The organism is Arthrobacter sp. E3 (assembly GCF_017353415.1).
Classification (GTDB): Bacteria; Actinomycetota; Actinomycetes; order Actinomycetales; family Micrococcaceae; genus Specibacter.
This window is the reverse complement of the sequence record NZ_JAFMPX010000018.1, coordinates 1-26,247: the sequence shown is the minus strand read 5'-3', so window position 1 is coordinate 26,247 and position 26,247 is coordinate 1. Positions and strand designations below refer to the sequence as shown.

Here is a 26,247-nt window from a genome sequence, read left to right as displayed (position 1 = left end):
GTCACTCCTGATTGGCGGCTGTGGTGGCAAGTGTATGTTCAGCGGCGGGATTGCCAGGTAGTACGACGGCGGCGAGGGGAATGTCGTGCGCCAGTCCCAGCTCCGTCCAATGCGCGGTGGGGCGGGAAGCGAACTCCCGCGTCAGCTCTTCCCGCGTATGCCCGACATGTGCGGCCAGATGGGCGGCAAAGTGCGGTTCGATGGCAGCGACGGCAATAAACCCGTCTGCCGTTGCGTAAATGGCGTACGACGGCGTTGCACCTCCAAGTGCCGCGCCGGGGGAGGTGAGCCCGTGCCGGACACCGGCAGCGGCCGCGTGGGCGGCCGCGTCAAGGACCACTCTCTCGTGCACGTCCCGGACTCCTTGGTCCCGCTGGCGCAGGGCCGCGAGGGTCGCCACCACGGCGCGTTCGGCGCCGAGTATGTCTGCTACCGGCACGAGCGGCAATGCCGGGGGGAGGAGCGTTCCGTGGACGGCCTGGTAGGTGAGGTCATGGCCGGGCTGCTCGGCTTGTTCGCCGTCGTGCCCGACTATTTCCACGAGCGCGATGCCCCGGACCCGGAGGGTCTCCACGAGGTTGAGCCTGGCAAGGGCGGACGGGCGCATGGAGGTGAGCAGCACATCGGCACCCTCCAGCAGTTCCTCGAACCGGGATCGGCTGGATGGGTCCTTCAAGTCGAGCGGGATGACATCCTGTCCGACGGTGAGTTCGTCATACCAGGCGGGGGCAGCGCTCTTAAGTGGATCGCCCTGGAGTGGCTCTACCTTGATGACCTGTGCACCAAGTTCAACCAGTCTGGCCGCTGCGAGAGGGCCCGGGAGATTGATGGCGACGGAGACTATCACGATGCCTGCCAAAGGTGGGTTGGACACATCTGCTCCTAGTCACACTGTCTGATAGTTGTTTGTACATTTGTACAATAAACAGTGGCTAAGTTCAATAGCCTGTGGTCTAGCATGGCAGTGTGAACAATGAGAAGGAAACTAAGCCGGATGCACTTTCGACTGCCTGGTCGCCCGGTGACCTGACGTCAAAGGCGCGAATCCGCAATGCGGCCCTCGGCTTGTTTGCCCGGCATGGTGAGGACGGCACATCCATGCGGGCAATTGCCGCAGCTGCGGATGTCACAGTCGGGCTCGTTGCCCACCATTACGGAACCAAGGACGGTCTGCGCGAAGCAGTGGACAGCCTCGTCGTGAATTTGTTCGCCGACACGCTGAAGTCAACTCCGATGACGGGCAGCCCCCGCCAGACGGCCTCCCTTCGAGACGCTGCCGTTGCGGAAATGTTGCAGGCTAACCCGACAATTGTTGACTACCTGCGCCGTTCACTGTTGACCGGCACGGGCCAGCCAGGGGACGTTTTGAGCAGGCTCGTGACGTTGACGGCGGAACAGACACGTGCACTGCGGGGCAGCGGGTTGGCGTCAACGGATCGCAGCGTTACTGAGCAGACGGTCACGACGATTGTCCGACAGTTCGGCCGGCTGTTTTTGCAGCCCTTGGTCAACCGCATTGTCGACGAGCTTGGCGAGCCGGGCGAAAGCCATCCCGAACTCACCGTGGGCATCAAAGGCTGAGTCTTGTGGAAACCCTGAGAGCCGCTATGTCCACTGATCATGCTGCCGTCCTGATCGTCAATCCCAACACGAACGCCTCGACTACGCGCATGATGACGGAGTTGGCTGCTGCCGAGATATCCCCGGCGGGCCTGGAAGTTGTGGGCAGGACTGCCCTCCATGGTCCGCGGATGCTCATTGAGCCTGAGAGCTTGGAAGCTTCAGTGAAGCATGTTCAAGATGCCGTGCACTCATACTTGGGCAGTTGTCATGGCTCGAATGTGGTGGCTGTCATCGTCGCAGCTGTGGGCGATCCCGGGCGGCGTGAATTGAGCAGAGAGCTTGAAATTCCTGTTGTCGGCATCGGGGAAGCCTCCATTTGGGCAGCATCCCAGAACGGCAGGCCGTTCGGAATGGCCACCAGCACCCCACTTCTGGTGCCGTCATTGACCCAGCTGGTTGCTGACCACGGCAGGGATTCCCAATTCCGTGGCGTTCAGTTGACGGCATCCGGACCCCTGCTGCTGGCAGCTGATCCGGAAAAGCAGTTTCGTGAACTTCGTGATGCTGTACTTGCCTCGGTTGCCGAGGGTGCCGAAGCGGTGGTGATCGCCGGTGGTCCGCTCAGTGAGACGGCTCGCAGGCTCACGGCCGAGGGGATTGCAGCCATCATTGAACCCATACCGAGTGCCTGCCAACTCGTGCTGGAAAGGCTGGCCCGCCGCTGAGCCTAGGACGGCTGAGCCGACAGTCAGGGCGGGTTGCGTTCAGGTGCGGCGGTTAGGCCTGTGGTTTCGTGAGTGCGGTAAGGGTGTCCACAATGAGTGAACGGTGTGCTGAGGCAGACCATCCATCGGTTCTGCGAAGATGCACGATCGTGTCTGCACAGAGTAAAATGTCCGTGACAATGGCCAGCTGTTCAGGGTGCAGATCCTGCATGATGAGGCCATCGGTGGCAGCAGTATCCCAGAATGACCTGCACAGCTCACTGGTGGCGCGGCGTCCTTCTTGGGCGGCATCGGCGAGTTCGGGTTCGAGGCCCTCAGCCTGGGCGGCCACCTCGAACAGCGCCCCTGCACGGCCCGCGATGTCGACGCACAGGTCGGCGAAAGCCGCAATGCGCTCGGTCAGGGTACTGGCGGTCATCGCGGCCTGGGCTCGGGGGCGGTGGGCGACGTCCACTGGCTCCGCGTCACCTACCAGAGCCCGGTCAACCACCCGTTTGAAAAGCTCTGCCTTCGTCCCGAAACGGACGTAGACGGTACGGGCAGCGACTCCAGCATGCACGGCAATCTGGGTAAGAGTGGTAGCAACATAACCTTGATCCAGAAAGAGGACAGCCGCGGCCGCGATGAGCTGGGCCTCGGTTTGGGCCACTCGCTTGGCCCTTAGGTCTGTGGTGGACTGGGATTGTCCCTTGACTTCGTCGTTCATAAGATGCAGTATAACTGCATAGATGCAGTTTGACTGTAATTAGAGAGGGTACGACGATGATTCCGACACTATCCGGGGTGCACCACCTCAAGCTGCCCGTGTCAGATTTGGATCAGTCCATCCGTTGGTACGGGAGCCGACTGGGCTATCAGGTTGCCATCGAGTTCCGTGAACACGGCCGACTCACGGGCGTCGCAATGGTGCATCCCGACGGCGGGCCGGACTTCGCGCTGAACTTGAACCCTGAGAAAGCGCTTGCCTCGGCAGGATTCGACTACTTCTCTATAGCCGTCCCGGACCGGGAAGGGATAGAGGCATTGGCGTCCCACCTCAGCAGTCTCGGAGAGAAGCACGCCGGGGTGCACTTCGCGACAATTGGTTGGATCCTACCGATGCTGCACGACCCCGACGGCCACGAGATTCGCTTCTACTCGCTGGAATCCCACACCGGAATTGACGCGGATTCTCCGCTGGTTATCGATGATGCCGTCGCAAGCGCACAGGCCAAGGAGAAGCTGTGGCTTGCTGGCCAGACCGTGTCCGACGGCGCGACGGGTGCCGCGCCGTAAAGCGGTGCGGGCCCATCATGCCGGGGACGTGTCACGCTATGGAGTGAGGAGCACCTTGATGGCCCGGCGTTCGTCCATGGCTTTGTAGGCGTCGGCTGCTTCGTCCAGGGGCAGTGTCAGGTCGAAGACTTTCCCGGGGTTGATTTTGCGGTCCCAGATCAGTTGGATGAGGTCGGGGAGGAACCGGCGCACGGGGGCCGGGCCTCCGTGCAGGTGGATGGTTGCGGAAAACAGTTCCCTGCCGGGCAGCTCCACGTCGTGGGAGACGCCGACGAACCCGACGTGGCCGCCGTGGCGGGTCGAGCGGATGGCCTGTAGCATCGACTCCTGGGTGCCAACAGCTTCGATGACGCTGTGCGCTCCGAGACCGCCGGTGAGTTCCTTGACCTTGGCAACGCCGTCGTCCCCTCGTTCTGAAATGATGTCCGTTGCCCCGAACCCACGGGCCAAGGCCTGCCGGTCGGAGTGCCGCGACATGGCGATGATCCGTTCGGCGCCCAGCTGCTTGGCGGCCAGGATTCCCAAAAGACCCACGGCTCCGTCTCCGACGACGGCCACGGTCTTGCCTGGCCCGACCTCGGCGGCGACGGCAGCAAACCAGCCGGTACCCAGTACATCCGATGCGGCCAGCAGGGAAGGAATCAAGTCGGGGTCGGGCTGGCCGGGGGTGGCCACCAGCGTGCCGTCGGCGTGGGGAATGCGGGCGAATTCGGCCTGGGTGCCAATGGCGCCCATCGGAACTGCATGAACGCAGCGGGATTGGTAGCCGGCCTGGCAGATTTCGCAGGTGTTGTCCGAGGCCATGAAGGAACCCACCACAAAATCGCCGGGCTTGATGGTCTTTACTTCGGCGCCGATCTCTTCAACCACACCGACATACTCGTGGCCCATGGGCACCTCGGGCGCCTTGTCCGCGCCTCGGTAGAGCCACAGGTCGGATCCGCAAACGCAGGATGCCGTGACCCGGATGATCGCGTCCGTGGGTTCAAGGATGGTGGGGTTGCCCCGTTCGGCGACGCGCACATCGCCTGGGGCGTGCATGATGACTCCGCGCATGGTGGTTTTGCTCCTTGCAGTTGATATACCTGTCAGTACAAGAAAACCACTATTTGCGCCCGTGCGGGAGATGCTGCACCTAACTCGATTAAGGCGTGCCGGCAGAACACACAATTCCCCTGTGGGAGAAATATCGGGCACTCACATAGTTGGTTTTGCGCTTTGCTAATAGGATTTAAGTTGTATTTCCCTTGCTGTGCTGGCGAGGACCTACTCCTGAAGAGGTATATGCGTGAGGGTTCAGAACTGTCTTGATGCATTGAAGCAGACCGATCGGCTCGTAGATGCTCTGCGATTGGCCGATGACCTGGCTGTTCAGGCGGCCAGCAACGGAGGTGTGCGAAATCTACGTATTCTTCGTAGCGCGATCAGCTCTAACGACCAAATTGTTGCGATCGCGGCAATTCATGCGTTGGCAAAAATGGGTGGCGAGGAAGTCGACCTGGTTTTGTCGGAACTCCTCTCCAGCGAACATGGTTTCGTTCGCGAGCATGCAGCGTGGGCGCATAGGTCCCGTGTTCCCCGTTCGGAATCCATTGGCCGGTTGATTGGTCTGGTTGCTTCCGGAGGCTTCGTGGCCATGCTGTCCCAGCGAACCCTGGAAGCGTGGTCGTCGGCTGCACCCGACCTCGTTGCCATTGGCCTCGAAAGCGCCCTGCTGGGTGTCAGCGACCCGGGGAGCCGGTATCGATTGGTGGAGACACTCGGCTTGGTGCACCACCCTGTCGCCACCGCTCCGTTGATGCGCACAGCCCAGGACGAGAACGAAGATGTGAGCGCTCGCGTGGCAGCCGTTGCAGCTTTGGGTCAACGCCCTGAGGAACCAAAGATAGTCGAACTGCTGACTCATATCGTCGACGCTGGTGAAAAGCTGGCCGAAATCGCCCGACTTTCCCTCGTGGATCTTGACGCTCACAAAACGCCGGAGCTTGATCATGCAATCCTCCAGCACGGAACAGGTCTGACAGTCGCGCAACTTTTCCTCCACGCCGACATTGACCCGCTCTTGAGCCATTCTGGTAGTGGCGACAACGGCGGGATAGCCACCTTGCTGGTGCGTCTGGGTGATGCGCTCGTTGCTGGCATTCATCCCGGCAGCAATGACGAACACAGTGAAGAGCCGCACTTCTTGCCGGTGGACCGGGTGCTGACGCTGTCCAGAGGAGATGCACTCGAAGCGTCGCAAAGCGTCGCAGCACTGGGCCAGAGCAGGCACGGCCACATTTATGGGCGGATACCCCTGCTGCAGGATGCCAAACCATCTTCGGCAAACGCCTGGACCATGCTGGTGGCCGCCCGGAGGGGCATTAGCCGGATACTCAGGGCTGCCGAAGGGGTTCAAGCCATCCACCTGCGGATGGCGGACGTGGGCAGTCTGGCTGCGTTCGACGTCGCCCGGGCGTTGGATATACCCGTGGTGTTCACCGTGGCGCCGGATCCCCACGCCGTCATCGACTCGATGGATCGTGCAGGAACCCTCAACCGGAAGAACTTCGGGGATGTTGACGAGGTGGAACATTTTTGGTTCCGCGCCCGTCTGGTTCAACGGCTGGCTACCAACTCAGCCCACAGCGTCTTCTTCCCTCGCCCAAATCTGCGCCACGACATTATCGACTTGGTCGGAATTGATATAGCGAAGGAACCCAGGCGGCACACCATAGTCCCCGAAGGTATTGATTTAGGGGTGATTGACCGGGCAGTTCTGGAAGCCCAGTCCCTTGCTTCGGGTAGACCAGGGACGGCCGCACTTCTGGAACTTCGCGATCTTCTCAGCGAACTTCCAGAAGAACGTCGCGGACTGCCATTGCTGACCAGTGTTGGACGGTTTCACCGGGTGAAGGGCATGGCCACCATCGTTGAAGCGTGGGCTGGTAGCGACCTTCGCCACCGAACGAACCTTCTGCTGATTGGTGGAAATCTGCAACACCCATCCGCCGACGAACGCGAACAACTGACGCGCATCGACGCGGTTGTCAGTCCCGCCGATCGAATCACGGAAGGCCTGGTGCTTCCGGGACACCGGCCCAACGACACCGTGGCCCGCTGGGTCGCCGCGACTCGAACGGGGCTGCCTGGTTTCTCCGCCCCAAACGGTGTCTACGTCTGCGGAAGTCTGAAGGAAGAATTTGGCATTGCCTTGCTGGAAGCCATGGCAGCGGGCTTGCCGGTGGTCGGTCCCAACAATGGAGGTCCGGCAACATATGTGGAACAGGGGCGGACCGGATTCCTCACGACCACTTGGAACACCACGTTGCTGCGCGACGCCATCGACTCAGCCTTGCGCTGTGCAGTCGCTGAAGGTGCGCAGGAGCGGGCGGCTTACGCCCGCAGTGTCGTCCAAGAACGTTTCACGATTGAAGCCATGGCCCACACCTTGAATCAGGTGTATTCCGATGTCCACCACGACGATATTGAACTGCGAAGAGAATTGATTTCCTCACCATGACACTTCTGATCATCAGTCCGGACTATGCCTCACACCTCTTTCCACTGGCTGCCATGGGAACCAGTTGGCGGGATGCCGGTGAGAGGGTGGTGGTGGCAACGGGTCCAGCCACCGCGGCCATCGTCGAATCCTTTGGATTCGAACATGTGCCCTTGCAGCTGAGCCGGGGCTCGAACCCAGGGGTGATCCGCGCCGAGGAACAGCCTGCAGGCGAAGACGACGCGTTGCTCGAATTCTTCTCAGCCACGCGCAGGGGGATGATCGAGACGCTCGGTTTTCAGGCGGAAGCCCGCCTGAACGACCTCATGTGGGAGCCTGTCATGACGGCACGGGCAGTCCAAGCAATCATCGCGGAACTAAACCCGGAGACGATCATCGTTGATCATCTTGCCTTCAGCGCACGTCTGGCCATGGTTGCTGCAGGAATCCACCACATCGACGTGGTCCTGGGCCATCCCACAGCCTTGCCACTACCGCTTGCCGCTGAAGTGTATGGTCTGCCTCCTGCCTGGCCGGCTGCGTTCTCCCCGGCGGCGGCAGAGCTGAACGCCTTGAAAGAGCTTTGTGAACAGGTCAGTGAATCGTTCACCGCCGAGTGGAACCTGGCCCTGCAGGAATTGGATCCCACCCTGGAACCGTCGCTGGATGCATTCGCTGAGCATGGCGACCTGCTCGTTTTCAACTACCCGGCCGAACTGATGTCCAGGGAACGGGCCGCACTGCTTCCGGATCATGTGTTCATGGGCTCTTCTGTCCGTTCCGAACCGACTGAGCCGCACGTTGAACAATGGCTCGCAGCGACAAATGAACCCTTTGTGTATGTCAGTTTCGGCAGTTTCCTTTCGGTGCGTGACGATGTACTGGGCAAGGTCGTCGCAGCACTACGGGAATCCGGGATCCGTGCCGCTGTTGCCTACGGTTCAGCGGACGTGTCGGTACTCGGTGAAATTCCGGACCACTGGCTGGTGGGTGAATTCCTTCCACAAGTGACTCTGCTGGCATCAGCGGCCGCAGGTGTTACGCACGGGGGCAACAACAGCGTCACTGAATCCATGACATACGGGGTGCCGTTGGTGGTGCTGCCCTTCTCCACCGACCAGTTCACCGGGGCTGCAGCCCTTGAGGCCGCCGGCTTTGGCGCTGCCCTGGCTCCGAACACCACAACGGTTGCGGACATCCAACAAGCGCTGGCCGCCATGCTGGAATTACCCGCGGAAAAACGTGCGGCCCTGCATGAACTGGGGGCGACCCTCCGCCAAGGCAACTCACATGCCCAAATTCGTTCGGCACTGAAGGAATAGCTGCCGATTGCTGCCTGGCATTCTCAGCTGGCAGCTCCGGAGGGCAGGGCCCCACCTTCATCGGTCCAATCTTGGCCCACGTCGTCGCTCAACGCTGGGTCCGAGTCCACATCGGGGAGGGCAGCTTTCTCATCGGCAATGGCTTCCCTGCGTCCGCTGACCTTGTCAACGAGGCGTGATCCCAGCTCTTTGGACTCCTCCTCCTTGATGGTGGTTTCCACGTTCTGTACCGTGTCCTGGACGACATCCATCTCCCAGAATGCGCGTGCATTCTTTTTCAAGCTCTCATAGCCGCGGTGCCCTACGCGGGTGCCTGCGACATAACCAACAGCGATACCTGCTATGAAGGCCAACTTTGCTTTCATGGATAGCTCCTTGTCTACGAGGGTGAAGTGCTTGCTTCCTTTGCTGCTGCCGGTCACCACGAAAACGTGGTGACCGGCATCTTAGCTGCCAGCGTGGTCGGTTCCGTGCTCATGGGGTATTTCACCGATGGCGTTGAGGGCGAGCGTGGAGTGGGCGTAAGCACCGCCGGCCCGCATCTCCGCCGCCACCCAGATGGCCTCCATGATCTGCTCGGCGCTGGCACCTTTGCGCTTGGCCAGCTTGCTGTGGCCAGTGATGCAATAGGGGCACTGAGTCACGTGGGCAACCGCGACAGCGATCAACTGTTTGGTTTTTTCATCCAGTGCGCCCTCGGCGAAGACCGCCTTGGAGAAGTTGTCGAACGCTTCCGTCGCGGTGGGAGTAAGTTCCCTGCGTCGTTGTGCCACTTCCGGAGTTGCCTTTGGGTAGAGATCCTCTGACATGAGTAAATCCTTTCCTCTATGCGATCGCCGTTGCTGTACTGCGCCCAATCACCATCCTACGAAGTTGCTCGGCAACATCAAGTTAAAGCCAACATGTGTTGGAAGGACGTCACGACGATAAGCCGGTGTGCTCGTCAGTCATTGATGCCGCCGGCGAGCAGTTCCTCCAACCCTTCCTTGAATTTGACGTTGCCTCCATGGGCCGGGTGCCGCACCTTGGGCGCAGACCTGCCGCTGAGAAGAAGGCTCCGGTGCGCAATGTTTCCCACGGCGATGATCGCCTGAATGGAGAACAGCTCGACTAGCGCCTGCCAATGCAACTGGCCGGCGGTACTGTTGGCAGCCGTTGGGGTGCGGTTGGACAACGCGTTGCCGGGCTTGTGGGGGTGGAAGGGATAGGCGCTCCACAACAGCGGGAGAAAATCCAAGTCCGTCAACGTCCGCCACATCACCGCTGCGGTGGGTTCATACATGACGGAGGGCAGGTCGGCCGGAGCCGCATATCCCTCATCCGGGCCGAACAGCCCAAAGTAGTTGGACCCTTGCCCGAACAGCATCCTGCGGTCCATGAAAGGTATGCCGGTAATCCGCATGCCACGGTAGCCGGGAGCTTCACCCAACAGCAGCACTTTGGGCTTGCGCTCGGCCATCTTTTGCAGATACTTCTCCAAGTTCACCCTCCGCAGGGCGTTGTCCGGCACGGAACCGTCAAAGGGATTGAAGCTGTTCGGCCCGGAATCAGCAGTGGCCAGCTGATTGATAAAGGACTCAATGGAGCCGGGGTCCAGTGTTAGCATGTCACTCGCGGCCCCGGCCGGTGCGGTAGCGGCGGATGAGTTCGGTGGTGGAGCCGTCGTGGTCCATGGACGGAACGCTGTCCGCGGTGAGTTCTTCGGCGATGGTGTCGGCGAGCAGCTTGCCCAGTTCCACACCCCACTGGTCGAAGGAATCCACATCCCAGATCACGCCTTCGGTGAAGACCTTGTGCTCGTAGAGGGCAATCAGGGTCCCCAAGCTGCGTGGGTCCAGCCGGTCCAGCAGCAACGTAGTGGTGGGCTGGTTTCCCTTGCAGACACGGTGCGGGATTTGTTCCTCCGGCGAGCCGGCGTCGCGCAGTTCCTGCTCTGTCCGGCCGAAAGCCAGTCCTTCGGTTTGGGCGAAGACGTTGGCGTTGAGCAGGTCGTGCTGATGCGCCAGGTCGCTGAACGGCTCGACGACGGCGATGAAGTCGCAGGGGACTAGTTTGGTTCCCTGGTGGAGGAGTTGGTAGAACGCGTGCTGGCCGTTGGTGCCGGGCTGACCCCAGATGATCTGGCCGGTCTGGTAGTCCACCGGAGCCCCGGAGACTGTGACGTGCTTGCCGTTGCTTTCCATCTCCAGCTGCTGCAGGTAGGCCGGCAAATGGGCCAGGTAGTGGCTGTAGGGGAGTACAGCCTGGGATTCAGCACCCAGGAAATTGTTGTACCAGACGGAGATCAACCCCATCAGGGCCGGGATGTTGCGCTCCAGCGGCGCTGTGCGGAAATGCTCGTCTACGTCGTGGAAGCCACCGAGCATCTCGATGAAGTTCTCCGGGCCGATAGCCACCATCAGGGAGAGCCCGACGGCGGAATCGAGCGAGTACCGTCCGCCCACCCAGTCCCAGAAACCGAACATGTTCGCCGGATCGATGCCGAACTCGGGGACTCCTTCGGTGTTGGTGGACACGGCGACGAAATGGCTGGCGATGGAGGAGGCGTCGCCGTCGAACGCTGCAAGCACCCATTCGCGTGCGGTGGCGGCGTTGGTCAGCGTCTCCAGCGTGCGCCAGCTCTTGGAACTGACAATGAACAGTGTCTCGGCCGGGTCCAGACCTTGGGTCGCCTCAACAAAATCGGCGCCGTCAATGTTGGAGACGAACTCTAGATGCAGATTGCGGTCAGCGAACGGGCGCAACGCCTGGTAGGCCATCCGCGGGCCCAAGTCAGAGCCGCCAATGCCGATGTTGATGACGTTGCGGATCGGCTCGCCAGTGTGGCCCCTCCACGTCCGGCTGCGGACAGCGGTAGCGAAGCCGGCCATCTTCTCCAACACCTCGTGCACTTCGGGCACCACGTTGCCACCGTCAACGTTGATGGTGGTCTCGCGAGGCGCACGCAGCGCAGTGTGCAGCACAGCGCGGTCCTCGGAGATGTTGATCTTCTCCCCACCGAACATGGCCGCCATTTTCTCGCGCAGGCCGCACTGGTCAGCGAGCTCCGTCAGCAGGGTCAGAGTTTCCGCGTTGATCCGGTTCTTGGCGAAGTCGGCGTACATTCCAAGATCCTGGATGCCAAACGCGGCGGCGCGGTCAGGGTCTGCATCAAAGAGTTCGCGCAGGGTCGCCTCACGCATCTTGGTGGCATGCTGTTCCAGCTGCGACCAAGCGGGGAGGTTCGTACGGCTTTGCTGCTCGTTGCATGATCCTGCGAAGTGCTCCGACATTTTGTTTTCCGATCCTGGTGTCGACATCATGTTTCTCCTGATATTACGGTGGCCTGATTAGAAACGTGGGAACGGCTCGGCCAAGGATTGCAGGACATGGTCCGCCTTGGCTGCCCGCAGCTCCTCGGCTCCGAAATGCCCGGTGGCAACCCCGACGGCGGTGGCACCGGCTGCGAGCGCGGAATCGACGTCATGTGGGGTGTCACCGACGATGAATACTTCCCCGGGTGCCAGGTCCCGGCCATGCAGCCGGGAGGCCTTGGCGATGGCCAGCCGTGTCACTTCAGTCCTGTCGGGGGAGTCCGAGCCGTAGGCGCCGAAGACAAAGTACCGGTTGAGTCTGCCCGGTTCCATCTTCATTCGCGCGGCGCCCTCCATGGCGCCGGAGATCACCCCGAGGATCACCCCGGCGTCGGCGAGTCGGCCCAGCAGGTCCGTGGCGCCCTCCAGCACTTTGTAGCCTTCTGCGGTCCAGATGTCCTCGGAGAGGTGCCAGAGGTACTTTGCGTACAGCCGTGACATTTCCTCGTGGCTGGGTTCTCGGCCCAGGGCGGCACGAAACGTTGCCTTTCCCACCTGCGGATCGGTTTCCCCTGCTGAGCTGTGCGCACCTATGTCCGCAGCCACACCATGGAGCTGGTCAAAAGCCCAAGCCCAGCTGCGTGCCCCGGAACCGCCCGTGTGCACAAGTGTTTCATCAACGTCGAACAGAACCGCTATTGGTAGTGTCATGGTCTGCGTCCTTGTCCTCAGCCAGAGGGCTTCTCGTCATGCCCGCCAAATTGTTTGCGCATGGCTGACAAGGCTCTGTCAGCGAACTCGTCCAGTTGCCTGGAAGAGAATCTAGAGTCCAGCGCCGCGTTGAGGATGGGGGCTGGCACGCCCTCTTCAATGGCGGCAATGGCCGTCCAGCGTCCTTCGCCAGAATCTGAAACCCGTCCGGCATAGTCGGCTAAATCCGCAGACTTTCGCAACGCAGCAGCATTCAAGTCGACCAGCCATGATCCGATCACGCTGCCACGGCGCCAGACTTCGGCGATTTCGGGAAGGTCCAGGTCATAGCGGTAATATTCCGGATCCTCCAGCGGAGCTGTTTCAGCGTCGCCATGCTGGGATTCGGCGCACCGATGTTGGCCTTGTGCAATATGTTCATGCCCTCGGCGATGGCGCCCATCATCCCGTATTCAATGCCGTTGTGGACCATTTTGACAAAGTGCCCGGCACCGTTGGGCCCGCAGTGTAGATAGCCTTTCTCCGAGGCGGCCACATCACCGTCGCGCCCGGGCGTGCGGGCCGCAGCATCCACCCCGGGTGCCAGGGAAGCAAAGACAGGCTCGACCTGGGCGAAGGCGTCGGCTTCGCCACCGATCATCAGTGAGTATCCGCGGTCCAGCCCCCACACGCCTCCGCTGGTGCCGCAGTCCAGCAGCCTGATGCCAACTTACGCGAGTGTCTTTGCATGGCGGATGTCGTCTCGATAGTAGGAATTTCCGCCGTCAATGACAGTGTCCCCGGCATCCAGGGCATCAGCCAGCTGGTCAATCACAGAACTGGTGATGTCTCCGGCCGGCACCATCACCCAAACCGCCCGGGGGCCGCGAGTCCTTCGGCCAGTTCTGCTACCGAACTTACCCCCGTGGCGTCTTCGCCGGCGAGCGCCTTGACGGCGTTCGGGTCCGGGTCGTAGACGACGCATTCATGGCCATCGCGCATCAGCCGACGAACCAGGTTGGCACCCATTCTGCCAAGACCAATCATTCCAATTTTCATGGTGCGTCTCCTTAAATCCCTATTCTTCCAATGCCAGCCATTGGCGAAGTGTCAGCGGTTTTGGTCTGCGTCCGTGCCTGTGCTGTCTGGGCTGGTGGTACCTGCGCTGGTTAGGCAAGGACGGCTGCCAGTGGGTTGGCGGTGTCAGCGAGTCTTGCTGAATCGACGGGCCGGCCCGAGCGCACCAGGTCCTTGATTGTTTCGGTCTGGTCCCAGACGTTGACGTTCATACCTGCCAGCACACGGTGGTCCTTAAGCCAGAATGCGATGAACTCGAGCTTGTCGCAGTCACCACGGAAGACCACTTCGTCATAGACTCCCGGGTCGACATGGCCGGAATACTCCATCCCCAATTCATATTGATCGCTGTAGAAGTACGGTACGTCCGCATACACGGCGTCCTGACCCATCATGGACCGGGCTGCCACGGCGGGTTGGCTGAGCGCATTGAACCAGTGCTCGCTGCGGAGGTGTTTGCCCAGCAGAGGATGGTAGGCGTTGGCGACGTCCCCTGCAGCGTAAATGTCCGGATCCGAGGTGCGCAGGTGTTGATCAACCTTGATCCCGTTCTCCAGTACCAGCCCTGCCTCCTGCGCCAAAGCAGTGTTGGGCACGGCACCGATGCCCGCGACGACCAGATCCGCATCGATCTGTGTTCCGTCACTGAGCTGGACGCCATTGGCCTGCCGTGGATTGTCGCCTGTGATCCGTGCTGCCTTGACTCCGCAGCGAAGGTCAACACCGTGGCTACGATGCAGTGATGCAAATATTTCAGCGACTTCCGCACCTAAGAGGCGTTGGAGGGGAAGCTCTCCGCGCTCCAACAAAGTGACTTCCAACCCTGCTGCCCGGGCGGCCGCAGCCACTTCGAGCCCGATCCATCCGGCACCGAGGATCGCCACCCGTGAGTTGGTGGACAGGGCAAACTTGAGCTGCTGGCTGTCCTCGATGCGACGCAGGTAGTAGACGCTGTGTTGGTCGGCACCTGGCAGGGAAAGCTGGCGTGGTGACGCACCGGTGGCAAGCAGCATCTTGTCATAACTGACCGGGCCGCCCCTTGAACAGTCAACCCGATGCGCGGATCGGTCGATTGCCGTGGCCTTGGTGCTGGTGCGAAGTTCGACGTCGTGCTCGGCGTACCACGCTTTGGTGTGGACGAAGATCTTCTTTCGCTCCGATTTACCCTGTAGAAAATCCTTGGACAGCGGAGGCCGCTCATAGGGTCTCTCCGGCTCCTCGCCAATGAGCACTATGCGTCCGGCAAATCCTTCCCCTCGCAATGCCTCGGCAGCTTTTGCCCCCGCCAGCCCGGCCCCCACAATCACGAAAGTATCCCGTGTCCCCATGTCCCCTCTTTCCTTATGCCCGCAGAGCGGTGAGTCGTTTAGATGGATTGGCTATAGCCAAAGAACTCGTGGTCGTTGTTGTATCCGCCCTGGCCGCCGCCCACTTCGGCGAAGTCCTCGACGAATTCGATGCCCTTGATCCATTTGACCATTTTGAATCCGAGTTGCACCTCGTTGCGCAGCCGCAGCGGGGCACCATGGCCGTAGGACAGTGCCTGATCGTTCATGTCGTAGGCGAGCATGGTCAGCTCGTAGCTCATTTGCTCCACAGGCTGCGCGTCGTAGTAGGTGCCTTTGTCGGAGCCTTCGGCAAAGGAGTAGAAGACCACCCACCTTGCCTCGGGTTTCGGCTTGACTAGTTCCATGATGGTGGACATGGAGACTCCGCCCCACTTTGCGACCCCGGACCAGCCTTGGATGCAGAAGTGCTGGGTGATCTGTTCATGGCCCGGGAGGGCGCGCAACTGCGCCAGGTCCAGGTCCACCGGGTTTTCGACCAACCCGCTAATCCGCAGATGGTAGTCGGCAAAGCTGCCTTCCCGCAGTATTTTGTACTCCTGTGATTGCGGATATTTTCCGTTGTGCCAGAAATATGGGGAGATGTCCTTCTCCGTGTACTGCCCAGGCTTGGAATCAATGTGTTCGAACAAGCGCTGTGCAGGGCCGATCAAGGCATACCCGATCTGCTGGACCTTCCGGGGGTAGCGGTACGTCAGCGGGGTGGCGGCCACCCATCCAACTATGACGAGCACCATGGATGCTGCGAAGATCCAGAATCCAGTCCACGATCCGTTGTCCTGCGCGGCGAACATGTGGTTCAGGTTGCGCAACGCTCCGGTTGTCAGGACCAGCGTCACGTGGATGATGATGAACAACACAAACCAGCACATGACCAAAAAGTGCAGTGACCGGGCCACTTGGATACTGAAAATACTGCTGATCCACCTGAACTTGGTGGACAGTGCCGGCGACATTCCCAATCCGGTGATCAAGGCTAGTGGGGCTGCGATGAAGACAGTGATGAAGTACGCGATGAGCTGCAGGCTGTTGTAGTTGGTCCACCCAGTTTCCACCGGCCAGTCCAGCGACAGGTATTGGATGCCCACGGAGATGGAGTTGGGAATGACGTTCCAATGCAGCGGGACAAGTCGCAGCCACTGCCCCGTGGAGAAAAGCAGTATGTAGAAGATCAGGCCATTGAGCAGCCACAGCGTGTCTACGCCCAGATGCCACCAGCGTGCCAGCCCGATGGTGTGGCGCCGACCTGGCAAACCGACGCCTGCAGGCAGTGTGATGGAGTCCTCTTTCGCGGTGTACAGCGGATCGGGTGGTACCGGTTTCTGCATCCGGAACCAGTTGAGCCCCGGAGTGCTGTGGCGGGTCCAGTACAGTCTGGGATGGTCTGCCAGGATCTGCCAGCCGGAACGGATGATGAAAATCATGAAGAACAGGTTCAGGAAGTGTTGCCAACCCACCCATGCCGGGAAACCCAAGGGTGCATCGTTAGGAAGGCTGGAGGTCCCTGGGTATTGCGCGATGAAGGCTTGAACTGCTGGAAGCCCACGGATGCCCTTGGCCACCGCGATCCCGATCACCAGCAGCACAAAGCCGAGGGGGATCAGCCATAGCAGGTTGAACCACCTGCTGGCTCCGATGCGTACCCGGGGTGCCACTCCGTACTGCGCTGGAATCGAACCGGCCCACTCCGAGTCGATGACGTCGTCGTCCCTGTACGTCAGCTCAGACCGGAAGCTGTTGTACGCGTGCGTCCCCTCATCAGCGTGGGGCGAGGGCAGGGGAGAAGGGGTGCTCTCTGATTGGGAAGGAGGCTGATCTGTTGGGGGTTTCGGTTCATTTGCGGTGGGACGTTCCATAATTTCGAGCCTATCCCTGCAACTGTGGATCGGCTAGGGTTGGCCGCCTGGCGACCGCGCGCGACTGAAACCATTAGTGGAAACGTCACTCGCTTTCTACGATATTGGGCAAAGGCAACTTCAAAGTTGCGCTCTCAATCGGTGCACGTGCCCCGGACCCGGCAGTTATACCACCAGATTCATGCGTGCTGGTTGGGTTCGTCGTGCCGGCATGATGCTGCCGTGACTACTGGGAGAGGATCTCCTGCATGTCGCTGCTTCCGTTGATGACCCCGGACGCAACGGCGCTCAGGCCGAGCCCGTTGGTGCGGGCGAAAGATCGCATGCGTCTGAAGGCCTCCGACACTTCCATACCGGTTCTTCCTGCCAGCACACCCTTCGCCTGTTCAATGAGGACCCTGCTGTTGAGCGCGCTTTGGAGTTGTTCGGCCAGAACCGACTGCTCCCGCACTGAGCGTTCCTGCAACAAACCGATGGTGGCAACATCTGCCAAGGCCTGGGCCAACGCTATGTCATCCGGTGACAGTGGAATAGCGGTCGAACAGAAGAGGTTGAGGGCGCCAATGACCTCATCTCGCAACCTCAGCGGAACGGCATGTGAATAGTTGAATCCAGCGTCGCACGCAGCAGCTGCGAATTTTGGCCATGCGACCAAGCTCGATTTAAGATCGATATTCACGATCGCACGCCCGGTTTTGAAACTGTCCAGACACGGACCTTGATCATGCTGCAGCTCAAACAGTTCAAGAGTTTCAGCCCGGTCATCCGAGGTGGCCATGATCGTCAGGGATCCGCGTTGATCGGCGAGCATCAACCCTGCAGCATCCACTTCCAACAACTGCACACTTCGCACAGTGACGTTGTGAAGAAAGTCGACAACGTCAAAATCCTTCACAAGAGTGTCAGCCAACTCGACGAAGACTTCACCCAAATGCTCTACCTGTGCCATGGAACTTTCCTCTCCAGCGCCCATCTCTAACTACAATCATGAATGTGTGTGCAGACACCGTCAATCAACGGCAGCACCATTGCCAAGTTCCAGCCGACGACCCAGGACGTCACGTGCAATATCTAAGATTGGCCGCTCAGCAGAGTACGCGCGCGCCTGCAGCATCATCAGAGCCTGCGCTAGGCTGACACCGTGCTGAGCCGAGAGCATGCCCGTAGCTTGATGCACTTCACTCCTGCCCATCACTCCGCCAAGCAATGCGGGATGAATGGTGCCTGAACCGGCCTCCGCCTGAAGGTGCAGAAGAACAGACACCGCTGCATCGGCAAAAGCGAGAGCTTCGACCAGTTCGCCGTTCCCGAGATCTCCTGCTGAATCGCATACAGATCCAGCACCCCGATTCGAATCCCCCCGACCTGCAGCGGAAATGCGAATATCGCCTTGACTCCAGCTTCCAGAGCCCCTGCAGTGAACCCTGGCCATCGCGAGGAACCGGTTCGCGCCAACTCGGGTTGCAGAACAGGACGCCGCGACATTGATGCGTCGATGCACGGTCCCTCCCCAAGAGTGAACTGCAGTTCCTCAAGGACACCCGCAGGACCATCAGTGGCGGCAAGGATCCCCAAGGGTCCTTTGTCGGTCATCGATATCAGGCCAGCTCCAGTTATTGCCAACGATCCTGCACAAGCACTAACCAACAAGCTGGGAAGTTCACTATCCAGACCGGCATCGACACCCGGTGTGAACAACCCAACCAAAATCTGATTTGCCCGTCCTAGCGACATCTCAAACCTTTCTGCTGGCCATCCACATCTCGCGGAGAGTAATGCAGCTACGTTGACGAGCCTAGCGTCAACGTCGACGAACTTGCATTATACGGCTTCAAAGTTCAGAACATATTTACCAAGCTTCCGGACAGGTCTACAGTTAATAGGTAGGTGCTCAATCCAGCGCCTCTGCCCCGGACCCGGCGGTTTCTTCTTGCGTACAAGAGGCAGGGTCCTCCCCAGTGGCCGTGTTCCCATTGTTCCTAGCTGAAGGTGAACATCATGGCACTGTCTGAGCATGAGAAGAGAATTTTGGATGAGCTTGGCATGGACCTCAGCGCCGAAGATCCAAGATTCGCGCGATTGCTGATTTCGGGTTCCGCCCACCGATGGCCTTCCCGCCGTACGCTGCTGGGCGTGCTGGTTGCCTTGGCAGGCATTGTCTTTCTATTGCTAAGCATCGCCTTGCAGGCCACTATTTTAGGAGTGGCAGGGTTCCTCATCATGATCAGTGGCGGATCCTACGCGTGGGAATCAAAAATGCTGGCGGGCGGAACCCCGGCCCAAGGCAGCGGAGGGCCCACTTTTATCAACGGCATCAAGAACCACTGGGGCGAGAAGCATCGCACCCAATAGAACCAGGTGTGAGCAATGCTCCTGACATCCCGGGGTAGTTTGACCTGAAGTGAACAAGTCACTTACGTCCGGACGTACAAGTCCATTGGCAGTTGGCAGTGAAACAGCGCCTCCTATGGCCTGTCATGGCCCACGGGCGTAGATTGGATTACAGGTGCCGCCCAGACCCTGCAGCCCACAAATTCAGGTGACCTGTATGACGTTAGAACGCAAGGGTGAGCCATCATGGCAGCACAGCACACATGTGTGAACTGGTGCACTGGCCTAACCAACATGAAAGGCACCTTTAGGGCTGCCGCGAAGAACCTGGCGGCCAACAAAGGAGTGCAACCATGAACGAAGATCAGCTTGAGCTTAATCGTAGACTGGCCAGGCAGTTGCGGGTGGATTCCATCCGTTGCAGCACGAGCGCCGGCTCCGGGCATCCCACCTCGTCCTTGTCGGCCGCGGACCTGATGGCCGTTCTGCTGACGGAGCATCTGCGCTACGACTGGAATAAGCCCGATTCCCCGGTGAATGACCATCTGATCTTCTCCAAGGGCCATGCATCCCCACTGTTGTATTCCATGTTCCGAGCCGTTGGGGTGGTGGATGAGGAGGAACTCATCGACACATACAGACGGTTGGGTGCACGCCTGGCCGGGCACCCCACCCCCGCAATTCCATGGGTTGATGTGGCCACAGGTTCGCTGGGTCAGGGCCTGCCCGACGCCGTGGGAGTCGCGTTGGCGGGGAAGTATCTGGACAAGCTGCCCTTCCACGTCTGGGTTTTGTGCGGGGACAGCGAGACGGCCGAAGGCTCCATTTGGGAAGCGCTGGACAAGGCCAGCTATTACAAGTTGGGAAATCTGACCGCGATCGTGGACATCAACAGGCTGGGCCAACGCGGGCCCACCGAACTCCAGTGGGAGGTCCAGCGGTATGCGGCCCGCGTGGAAGCTTTTGGCGCCCGCGCCATCGTGATCGACGGTCACGATCTAATCGCCATAGACGCGGCACTGGGCCAAGCCCGCGACGGGACAGATACGCCGACAGTAATCTTGGCTAGGACCATCAAGGCCAAGGGTGTGCCGGAGTTGGAGGATAAGAACGGCTGGCACGGCAAGGCACTCCCGCCGGACATGGCGGAACGGGCCATCACGGCACTGGGCGGACCCACCAATGTGCAGATCAATACACTTTCGCCCGCACAAGGCCAGGCGGTCCCGGCCACCAAGGCCAACCCGGGTGCCGCCGTCGTGCTTCCCTCCTATGAATTGGGCGAGAAGGTGGCAACCCGGGTCGCCTTCGGAGCTGCCATGGCCGCACTGGCGGCCCGCCCCGAGGTCGTGGTCCTGGACGGAGAGGTCGGGAACTCAACGCACGCCGAAGAGTTCCAAAAAGTGTGCCCTGAACGGTACTTTGAAATGTTCATCGCAGAGCAGCAGCTTGTCGCATCGGCGGTGGGCTTCGCGGTGCGCGGGTACGTCCCCTTTGCCTCCACTTTCGCGGTGTTCTTCTCGCGTGCTTTTGACTTCATCCGCATGGCCGGGATCTCACAGGTCAACATCCGATTGGTGGGCTCCCACGCCGGAGTTGAGATCGGGGAGGACGGACCTTCCCAGATGGCGTTGGAAGACCTAGCCGCACTGCGCGCTGTGTACGGTTCGGTTATTTTGTACCCTGCTGATGCCGCCTGCGCTGCCAAGCTCACCCTGACGATGGCCGACACCGACGGCATTGTGTATATGCGCACCACAAGGGGTGCCTACCCGGTGATCTACCCTGCGGAGGAATCATTCCCGATCGGCGGCTCGAAGGTCCACCACGCCGGACCGGAGGACCAGGTTGCACTGATAGGCGCTGGTGTGACGCTCCATGAGTGCCTGGTCGCGGCCGGGGAACTGGCGAAGTTGGGGATCAAGGCACGGGTCATTGACGCGTACTCGGTCAAACCGATCGACAAGGCAGCCCTGGTTGATGCCTGCAACGTCACCGGTAGCCGCCTGGTGGTGGTGGAGGACCACTACCCCGAAGGGGGACTGGGCAGTGCGGTGCTGGAAGCACTGGCCGATGCCTCCGTGCCCGCACTGAGAATTGCGCACTTGGCCGTGCAGGGGCTGCCCACCTCGGGCAAGCCTGCCGAGCTCCTGGACGCTGCAGGAATATCCTGCCGGCATATTGTGGCGGCCGCACGCGAACTGGCCGGGGAATGACACAGCGGGACCAACACAGACTGACGAAGAAGGAAACACGATGAAACCCACACAGCAACTTCACGAGTTCGGGCAGAGCCTCTGGTTGGACAACATCACTCGAAACTTGCTCGATTCCGGCACGCTTGAGCGTTACATTGCCGAGGACTCCATCACCGGGCTGACGTCCAACCCGACGATTTTTGATAAGGCCATCGCAGCAGGAACCGACTATGACCAGGACATTGCCGCAGGCAAGGCCGCCGGAGGTTCCGAGGAGGAAGTCTTCTTCGATCTTGCCCTGGGCGACCTAAGGCGTGCTGCGGACTTGTTAAGTCCGGTCCATGCACGCACCGACGGGGTGGACGGCTGGGTCTCCCTGGAAGTGTCTCCCCTGCTGGCCAGGGACACGAACGCCACCGTCGAACAGGCCAAGGCGCTGCACGCCAAATCGGGGCGTCCCAACATTTTCATCAAAATCCCTGGAACGCCCGAAGGCCTGCCGGCCATCGAGGAGTGCATCTTCGCAGGCGTGCCCATCAATGTGACACTGCTTTTCTCGGCGGGACAATACCAAGATGCCGCTGAGGCGTACCTTCGCGGTATTGAACGGCGGGTGGCCGCCGGGTTAAACCCCGTTGTACCTTCGGTTGCCTCGCTGTTCGTCAGCCGGTGGGACAAGGCTGTCTCGGGACGGGTCCCGGGCCACCTTGAGGACCGGCTTGGCATCGCAGTGTCTAGGCTTGCATACACGGCATACCGGACGCTGCTGGAGTCCGCGAGGTGGGGCAGGCTGGCCAACGAGGGAGCCCGGGCCCAGCGCCTGCTGTGGGCCAGCACCTCCACGAAGAACCCGGCCGCGCCGGATATTTTATACGTCCAAGCGCTGGCCGCACCCTTCACCATCAACACCATGCCCGAAGCGACGCTTGCAGCCTTCAGCGACCATGGGGAACTTGGGGATCTGGCAGAGGCTAAGGCCCGTGCCGCGAAGCAGACCCTGTCATCCTTCGCTGAGGTCGGCATCGACCATGAGGAACTGGCCGGACAGCTCCAACACGAAGGGACGGATTCCTTCGACGCCTCATGGAAGAACCTGCTGGCCAGCATCCGCGACAAGGGCTGAAAAATGGCAGTGAGCAGCCACTGGAAGCCATCCTGCCGGGAAAGCAGGCGAAGCGCGCACACCACTTGCGGAAGGACGGACCATGGCAACGAACGACGCAACAAGCGACACAACGAACAGTAGCAACAGCAGCGACACGCTCATGAAACTTAGTGACATGGGTGCCACCATCAAGCTCGGTGATGAGGACGTGCGCAGGTACTGCGTGAAAGACAGGGACGGTCACGATATCGGAAAGGTTCATGACCTGCTGGTCGATCCACGCGGGAACAAGGTCCGCTTTCTGGTGGTCGAATCCGGCGGTTTCTTAGGTATGGGGGAGAGGAAGTCCTTCATTCCCGTTGATGCCATCACGCGCATCACCACCGGCGAGGTGCACATCGACCAAACCCGTGAGCGGGTGGCGGGTGCACCGCCGTACGACCCGAGCTGGTCACGACCAGGGACTACCACCAAAACTCGTACAACTACTACGGATTTGCGCCGTACTGGATGGGTGGCTATTCCTACCCAGTCTTCCCCTTCCACTTTTTGGGGCCTGACAGCAAGCCGGAGCCGCCTTCAGATTCGGATTCGTCACTATGAAAGGAACCCATCATGGCACTGCCAAGAACCAAACTCGTGAAGAAGGAGAAAGCAGCCGAAGGGACCATGCTGTTCCAGTTTGAAAAACCCGAAGGGTTCACGTACAAGGCCGGCCAGTTCGCGGACTACACCCTGATTGACCCTTCCCAGACCGATGCGGAGGGCAACACCCGAGGATTCACGCTCGCCAGCGCACCTTATGAGCCGAACCTCATGTGCACCACCCGCATGCGTGACACCGCATTCAAGCGCGTACTCAAGGATATGCCGCTGGGCACCGAGGTGGAGCTGGATGCTCCTTACGGTTCCTTTACGCTGCACAACAAGGTGGCCAGACCCGCGGTTTTTCTGACCGGCGGAATTGGAATCACTCCAGTGCGCAGCATCATCCTGCAATCGGTCCATGACAAGACCGGGCACACGATTATGGTGTTCTACTCCAACAAGCGTCCAGAGGATGCAGCCTTCCTGGAGGAGCTGAACCATGTGGCGGATGTGGAAGCCAACGTCACCGTCGTGGCCACCATGACGGAGCCCGAAAAATCTCGGCATGGCTGGACAGGGGAAACCGGGTACGTCGACAAAGAAATGATTGCCAGGCACGTCGAGGATTTAAGTGCGCCCATCTACTATCTTTGTGGACCCGCCGGCATGGTCACGGCGATGCGCAGCCTCCTCAACGGTGCGGGGGTGGACGACGACGACATCCGCACCGAGGAGTTCACCGGCTACTAAAAACAGGATGCCCGACAGCGGCCCATCAGCTGGCGTTGCTTGGGATAGAGCGCATTGCATCAATTCTAGGAGCGAGACATGACGGCGCAGATCGTCGGACCACTGCGATTCTCAAGGATCGTGGTGGTTTTTGAGCCGAACCCGGCGAAGATCGCGCTCTATCTGAGCCGCCAGCTGTGCGCGGAGTTGGCCAAACGCATGCCGGAGATCCCTGTCAATCAGCTGCCCACCAGCCATGCCGGACACGGGCGGGAATTGGCACGGGCTGCGGCACAGCAGTCCCTGGCGAGCCCTAGTGGTGGACAAGTCGTGGGTGAGTTGCCAGTACTGATCGTTTCCGTCAGCGGGGATGGAGGCTTCAACGACGTTGTCAATGGTGCCATGGACGTTCCCAACAGCACCGCAATCTGCATCGTTTTGGCAGCCGGCAATGCCAATGACCATCGCCGCAGTGTTGCCTCCATGTCCGTCGTGGACGCGATCGTCGCCGGTCCCATCCGACACATGGACCAATTGCAGCTGACTGTCCGTGACGGGGCCGGACCGCCAATGGAACGGTATGTGCATTCCTATGTGGGTTTTGGGCTCACCGCGGCCATGGCCCGCGGCATCGAAAACTCCGGCAAGGGGAGGGTGCGTGAACTGTTTGGCGTGGTGGTAACACTTCCCCGTCTGCAGTCCTTTGAGATAGTGCGGCCAGACGGGGCCCGGGGCTGGTTCGACAGCCTGGTTCTTGCTAACGTCAACGAAATGGCAAAGTACGGGACTGTGAGCGACTCAAGGATTCCCTCGGATGGCAAGTTCGAGGTCATCTTTCTGCCCCATACAACGCGCTGGGCACTGGCGATGATGACCCTTCGGGCAGTTACCGTGGGACTGGGCCGCCAACTGAGCGTTTCCCGTTACGAGTTCAGTACTGAGGTTCCACTGCCTGGTCAATTCGATGGCGAGATTTTCGACGTCCCTTCCGGAGCTTCCGTCGTGGTGGAAAGCGCCCACCGTGCAATCCGAACGCTCGGATAGGAGCCCGCAGTGAAGAACCTCAAGGGGCCGGCAGTTCGGGCCGGGGGATGGTGGAAACGACGAGCGATAGAGATATCTGGGTGGCTGCTGATTTTGGCCGGGTTGGCTGCGTTGGTGCTGCCCGGTCCCGGATTGCTGTCTCTGGTTGCAGGGCTGACTTTGCTCTCCATGCGCTACATGTGGGCCAGAAGGCTGCTGCGTCCCGTCAAGGCCAGGGCGTTCCTGCTCGCCGCAAAGGGCGTGAAGACACGTCCGCGGATCGTTGCGAGCGTCCTAGGGGCACTTGCGCTGGCTTTGGTGGGCATCATCTGGGGAGTGGGGACGGCTGTGCCCACATGGTGGCCGCTTGCTGACCGGTGGTGGCTGGCAGGCGGCTGGGGCACCGGAGTGACGCTCATCAGTTCCGGGGGCTTCGCGCTGTCGTTGATCGTGTACAGCTTCCGGAAATTCCGTTCTCAGGTGCCAGGGAACGCGCTGCCAGCTGTGAGCGATTGAGTACCAACGAAAGCACGCCCCCGAAGAACCATTTACTCCCAAAAAAGAAGGTTCATGCCATGAAGGAATCAACACGAACTCAAGGCTCGACAGTTGTAGTGGGAGTCGACGGTTCGCCACAATCAATTCTTGCCTTGAAATGGGCAAACACATTGGCACCAACCCTCGGAGCCACCATAGTTGCGGTCACCACGTGGCAGATTGACCCGATGTACAGCACCTACGCCGTTTTTGACCAGGATCCCGCGGACACCGCCCGCTCCATTTCCGCCGAGGCGCTGGTGAAAGCATTCGGCGGGAAACCTCCTGAGGACCTCACGGCCCTGATCGTCCGCGGCCAACCTGCGAAGGTGCTGATCGAACTGTCCCTGTCGGCGAAGCTGCTGGTGGTGGGCTCACGGGGCCGCGGCGGATTCACAGGTCTGCTGATGGGATCTGTGAGCTCCGCCTGCGCCGCGCATGCCACCTGTCCGGTCCTTGTCCTTCATGCAGACGAGCGCACTGATTCCGATAACGACCTTGGCGCGGTTCTGGCTGACGGTCCCGATGAGCCTGCTGGCCAAGTCTGAAGCCGGCGGCCTGCCGGTGCAGCCGCTGTCCATCGCAGATGCAGCCCGGCAAACCCCGGACCAGGTGCTGGATGAACTTGGGTCGAGTGCCCTGGGTCTGTCCAGCAGTGACGCGCAAGAGCGCCAGGCGGCCGTGGGGCCCAACGCGCTGCGAACCCACAAGGCCAGCCCGTGGTTGGTGTTGGGCCGCCAGCTGGGCAGTCCCATTCTGGTCCTTTTGATTGTCGCTGCCGGCCTGTCCCTGTTCCTCGGGGCTGCGACGAACTCGATTGTCATTGGCGTCATCCTACTAGTAGTACTTTGTTAGGTCTTGTGCGGGGGCCTTTTAATTTTGTGTGGGATCTGTTAATTTTGTTGTGTTATGTCGCAGGACATCGGTGACACTTCTGTATCAACACATCGGTGACAGTTCTGCCGGTTTTGGTGGTGACGCTTCTGCCCGTTATTAATGGTTTCCGTCGATTGGCAGTGGTCGTGGGGTTCGGGTCGGATTGATGGGTGAAGAGAAACCAACCCATTGATCCACGGATCCGACTAGCAATATCCCAATGGCCAGATGA

28 protein-coding genes and 1 pseudogene are annotated in these 26,247 nt (G+C 60.3%); 14 read left to right on the top strand and 15 right to left on the bottom strand.

All coding sequences use genetic code 11. The features are described from left to right. Position 1: 1 nt before the first annotated feature. Positions 2 to 874, bottom strand: coding sequence for a CoA transferase (locus tag JMA46_RS09450; RefSeq protein ID WP_207345093.1), 873 nt, complete (start codon positions 872 to 874; stop codon positions 2 to 4). 92 nt (positions 875 to 966) lie between these two features. Between JMA46_RS09450 and JMA46_RS09445 the strand changes: the two genes are divergently transcribed. Beyond that, a complete protein-coding gene (locus JMA46_RS09445; protein ID WP_207345092.1) occupies positions 967 to 1,581 on the top strand; it encodes a TetR family transcriptional regulator in 615 nt (204 codons plus the stop codon). 26 nt (positions 1,582 to 1,607) lie between these two features. Next, positions 1,608 to 2,288 carry an aspartate/glutamate racemase family protein gene (locus JMA46_RS09440; protein ID WP_207345091.1) on the top strand — a complete coding sequence of 227 codons (681 nt, stop codon included), beginning with the start codon at positions 1,608 to 1,610 and terminating at the stop codon, positions 2,286 to 2,288. A gap of 52 nt (positions 2,289 to 2,340) precedes the next feature. Here JMA46_RS09440 and JMA46_RS09435 read toward each other — a convergent pair whose 3' ends face one another. Beyond that, positions 2,341 to 2,994 carry a TetR/AcrR family transcriptional regulator gene (locus tag JMA46_RS09435; protein ID WP_207345090.1) on the bottom strand — a complete coding sequence of 218 codons (654 nt, stop codon included), beginning with the start codon at positions 2,992 to 2,994 and terminating at the stop codon, positions 2,341 to 2,343. Positions 2,995 to 3,050: 56 nt separating this feature from the next. On the opposite strand from JMA46_RS09435, the gene JMA46_RS09430 reads away from it, so the two are divergent. Beyond that, positions 3,051 to 3,563 (top strand): VOC family protein, encoded by a 513-nt coding sequence (locus JMA46_RS09430; RefSeq protein WP_207345089.1) that lies wholly within the window; start codon positions 3,051 to 3,053, stop codon positions 3,561 to 3,563. 36 nt (positions 3,564 to 3,599) lie between these two features. Here JMA46_RS09430 and JMA46_RS09425 read toward each other — a convergent pair whose 3' ends face one another. Beyond that, positions 3,600 to 4,619: a zinc-dependent alcohol dehydrogenase family protein gene (locus tag JMA46_RS09425; protein WP_207345088.1), complete on the bottom strand. Its 1,020-nt coding sequence runs from the start codon at positions 4,617 to 4,619 to the stop codon at positions 3,600 to 3,602. Between the two features lie 259 nt (positions 4,620 to 4,878). On the opposite strand from JMA46_RS09425, the gene JMA46_RS09420 reads away from it, so the two are divergent. Further along, entirely contained in the window at positions 4,879 to 7,065 is a 2,187-nt protein-coding gene (locus JMA46_RS09420; RefSeq protein WP_210768667.1) for a glycosyltransferase, read from the top strand. Next, entirely contained in the window at positions 7,062 to 8,366 is a 1,305-nt protein-coding gene (locus JMA46_RS09415) for a glycosyltransferase (RefSeq protein ID WP_207345086.1), read from the top strand. Before JMA46_RS09420 ends, JMA46_RS09415 begins: the two co-directional genes overlap by 4 nt. 23 nt (positions 8,367 to 8,389) lie before the next feature. Here the strand turns inward: JMA46_RS09415 and JMA46_RS09410 are convergent, their stop codons facing one another. The 12 genes and pseudogenes from JMA46_RS09410 to JMA46_RS09370 form a co-directional block, all read right to left on the bottom strand. Then, positions 8,390 to 8,731, bottom strand: a complete 342-nt coding sequence (locus tag JMA46_RS09410; protein WP_207345085.1) for a hypothetical protein — start codon at positions 8,729 to 8,731, stop codon at positions 8,390 to 8,392. Between the two features lie 81 nt (positions 8,732 to 8,812). Next, complete coding sequence (locus JMA46_RS09405) at positions 8,813 to 9,175, bottom strand: carboxymuconolactone decarboxylase family protein (protein ID WP_207345084.1); 363 nt, start codon at positions 9,173 to 9,175, stop codon at positions 8,813 to 8,815. 134 nt (positions 9,176 to 9,309) lie between these two features. Continuing rightward, positions 9,310 to 9,972 carry a uracil-DNA glycosylase family protein gene (locus JMA46_RS09400; protein ID WP_207345083.1) on the bottom strand — a complete coding sequence of 221 codons (663 nt, stop codon included), beginning with the start codon at positions 9,970 to 9,972 and terminating at the stop codon, positions 9,310 to 9,312. A gap of 1 nt (position 9,973) precedes the next feature. Next, positions 9,974 to 11,638: a glucose-6-phosphate isomerase gene (gene pgi, locus JMA46_RS09395; RefSeq protein ID WP_207345082.1), complete on the bottom strand. Its 1,665-nt coding sequence runs from the start codon at positions 11,636 to 11,638 to the stop codon at positions 9,974 to 9,976. Positions 11,639 to 11,695: 57 nt separating this feature from the next. Further along, the gene (locus JMA46_RS09390) at positions 11,696 to 12,370 is read right to left on the bottom strand and encodes an HAD hydrolase-like protein (protein WP_207345081.1); all 675 of its coding nucleotides are present in this window, start codon (positions 12,368 to 12,370) and stop codon (positions 11,696 to 11,698) included. Between the two features lie 17 nt (positions 12,371 to 12,387). After that, the gene (locus JMA46_RS17205; protein WP_348770107.1) at positions 12,388 to 12,651 is read right to left on the bottom strand and encodes a hypothetical protein; all 264 of its coding nucleotides are present in this window, start codon (positions 12,649 to 12,651) and stop codon (positions 12,388 to 12,390) included. Beyond that, positions 12,648 to 12,842: a hypothetical protein gene (locus tag JMA46_RS17200; protein ID WP_247647207.1), complete on the bottom strand. Its 195-nt coding sequence runs from the start codon at positions 12,840 to 12,842 to the stop codon at positions 12,648 to 12,650. Before JMA46_RS17200 ends, JMA46_RS17205 begins: the two co-directional genes overlap by 4 nt. 165 nt (positions 12,843 to 13,007) lie before the next feature. Then, positions 13,008 to 13,214: pseudogene (locus JMA46_RS17460) on the bottom strand (NAD(P)-binding domain-containing protein); the annotation flags it as partial. Beyond that, a complete protein-coding gene (locus JMA46_RS17455) occupies positions 13,214 to 13,408 on the bottom strand; it encodes an NAD(P)-binding domain-containing protein (protein WP_282099582.1) in 195 nt (64 codons plus the stop codon). The pseudogene JMA46_RS17460 and the gene JMA46_RS17455, both read right to left, overlap by 1 nt. Positions 13,409 to 13,518: 110 nt before the next feature. Continuing rightward, positions 13,519 to 14,754 carry an FAD-dependent oxidoreductase gene (locus tag JMA46_RS09380; RefSeq protein WP_207345080.1) on the bottom strand — a complete coding sequence of 412 codons (1,236 nt, stop codon included), beginning with the start codon at positions 14,752 to 14,754 and terminating at the stop codon, positions 13,519 to 13,521. A 38-nt stretch (positions 14,755 to 14,792) separates the two neighbouring features. Then, entirely contained in the window at positions 14,793 to 16,628 is a 1,836-nt protein-coding gene (locus tag JMA46_RS09375; RefSeq protein ID WP_207345079.1) for a molybdopterin-dependent oxidoreductase, read from the bottom strand. A gap of 226 nt (positions 16,629 to 16,854) precedes the next feature. After that, positions 16,855 to 17,577 carry a GAF and ANTAR domain-containing protein gene (locus tag JMA46_RS09370; protein WP_207345078.1) on the bottom strand — a complete coding sequence of 241 codons (723 nt, stop codon included), beginning with the start codon at positions 17,575 to 17,577 and terminating at the stop codon, positions 16,855 to 16,857. Positions 17,578 to 18,626: 1,049 nt separating this feature from the next. On the opposite strand from JMA46_RS09370, the gene JMA46_RS09365 reads away from it, so the two are divergent. The 9 genes from JMA46_RS09365 to JMA46_RS09325 all read left to right on the top strand — a co-directional run bounded on the left by JMA46_RS09365 (position 18,627) and on the right by JMA46_RS09325 (position 25,994). Beyond that, on the top strand, positions 18,627 to 18,980 hold the full coding sequence (locus tag JMA46_RS09365; RefSeq protein WP_207345077.1) for a DUF3040 domain-containing protein: 354 nt from the start codon (positions 18,627 to 18,629) through the stop codon (positions 18,978 to 18,980). A gap of 332 nt (positions 18,981 to 19,312) precedes the next feature. Beyond that, positions 19,313 to 21,175 (top strand): transketolase, encoded by a 1,863-nt coding sequence (locus JMA46_RS09360; protein WP_207345076.1) that lies wholly within the window; start codon positions 19,313 to 19,315, stop codon positions 21,173 to 21,175. A 40-nt stretch (positions 21,176 to 21,215) separates the two neighbouring features. Next, a complete protein-coding gene (tal, locus tag JMA46_RS09355; RefSeq protein ID WP_207345075.1) occupies positions 21,216 to 22,280 on the top strand; it encodes a transaldolase in 1,065 nt (354 codons plus the stop codon). A gap of 82 nt (positions 22,281 to 22,362) precedes the next feature. Further along, the gene (locus JMA46_RS09350; protein ID WP_247647200.1) at positions 22,363 to 22,905 is read left to right on the top strand and encodes a PRC-barrel domain-containing protein; all 543 of its coding nucleotides are present in this window, start codon (positions 22,363 to 22,365) and stop codon (positions 22,903 to 22,905) included. After that, the gene (locus JMA46_RS09345; protein ID WP_207345074.1) at positions 22,878 to 23,600 is read left to right on the top strand and encodes an FAD-dependent oxidoreductase; all 723 of its coding nucleotides are present in this window, start codon (positions 22,878 to 22,880) and stop codon (positions 23,598 to 23,600) included. The genes JMA46_RS09350 and JMA46_RS09345 overlap by 28 nt, the downstream gene beginning before the upstream one ends. Before the next feature lie 78 nt (positions 23,601 to 23,678). Continuing rightward, complete coding sequence (locus JMA46_RS09340; protein WP_207345073.1) at positions 23,679 to 24,623, top strand: diacylglycerol kinase family protein; 945 nt, start codon at positions 23,679 to 23,681, stop codon at positions 24,621 to 24,623. Between the two features lie 9 nt (positions 24,624 to 24,632). Then, the gene (locus JMA46_RS09335; RefSeq protein WP_207345072.1) at positions 24,633 to 25,118 is read left to right on the top strand and encodes a PGPGW domain-containing protein; all 486 of its coding nucleotides are present in this window, start codon (positions 24,633 to 24,635) and stop codon (positions 25,116 to 25,118) included. 59 nt (positions 25,119 to 25,177) lie between these two features. Then, positions 25,178 to 25,687, top strand: coding sequence for a universal stress protein (locus tag JMA46_RS09330; protein ID WP_207345071.1), 510 nt, complete (start codon positions 25,178 to 25,180; stop codon positions 25,685 to 25,687). Next, the gene (locus JMA46_RS09325; RefSeq protein ID WP_207345070.1) at positions 25,665 to 25,994 is read left to right on the top strand and encodes a cation-transporting P-type ATPase; all 330 of its coding nucleotides are present in this window, start codon (positions 25,665 to 25,667) and stop codon (positions 25,992 to 25,994) included. The genes JMA46_RS09330 and JMA46_RS09325 overlap by 23 nt, the downstream gene beginning before the upstream one ends. Positions 25,995 to 26,247 lie beyond the last annotated feature (253 nt).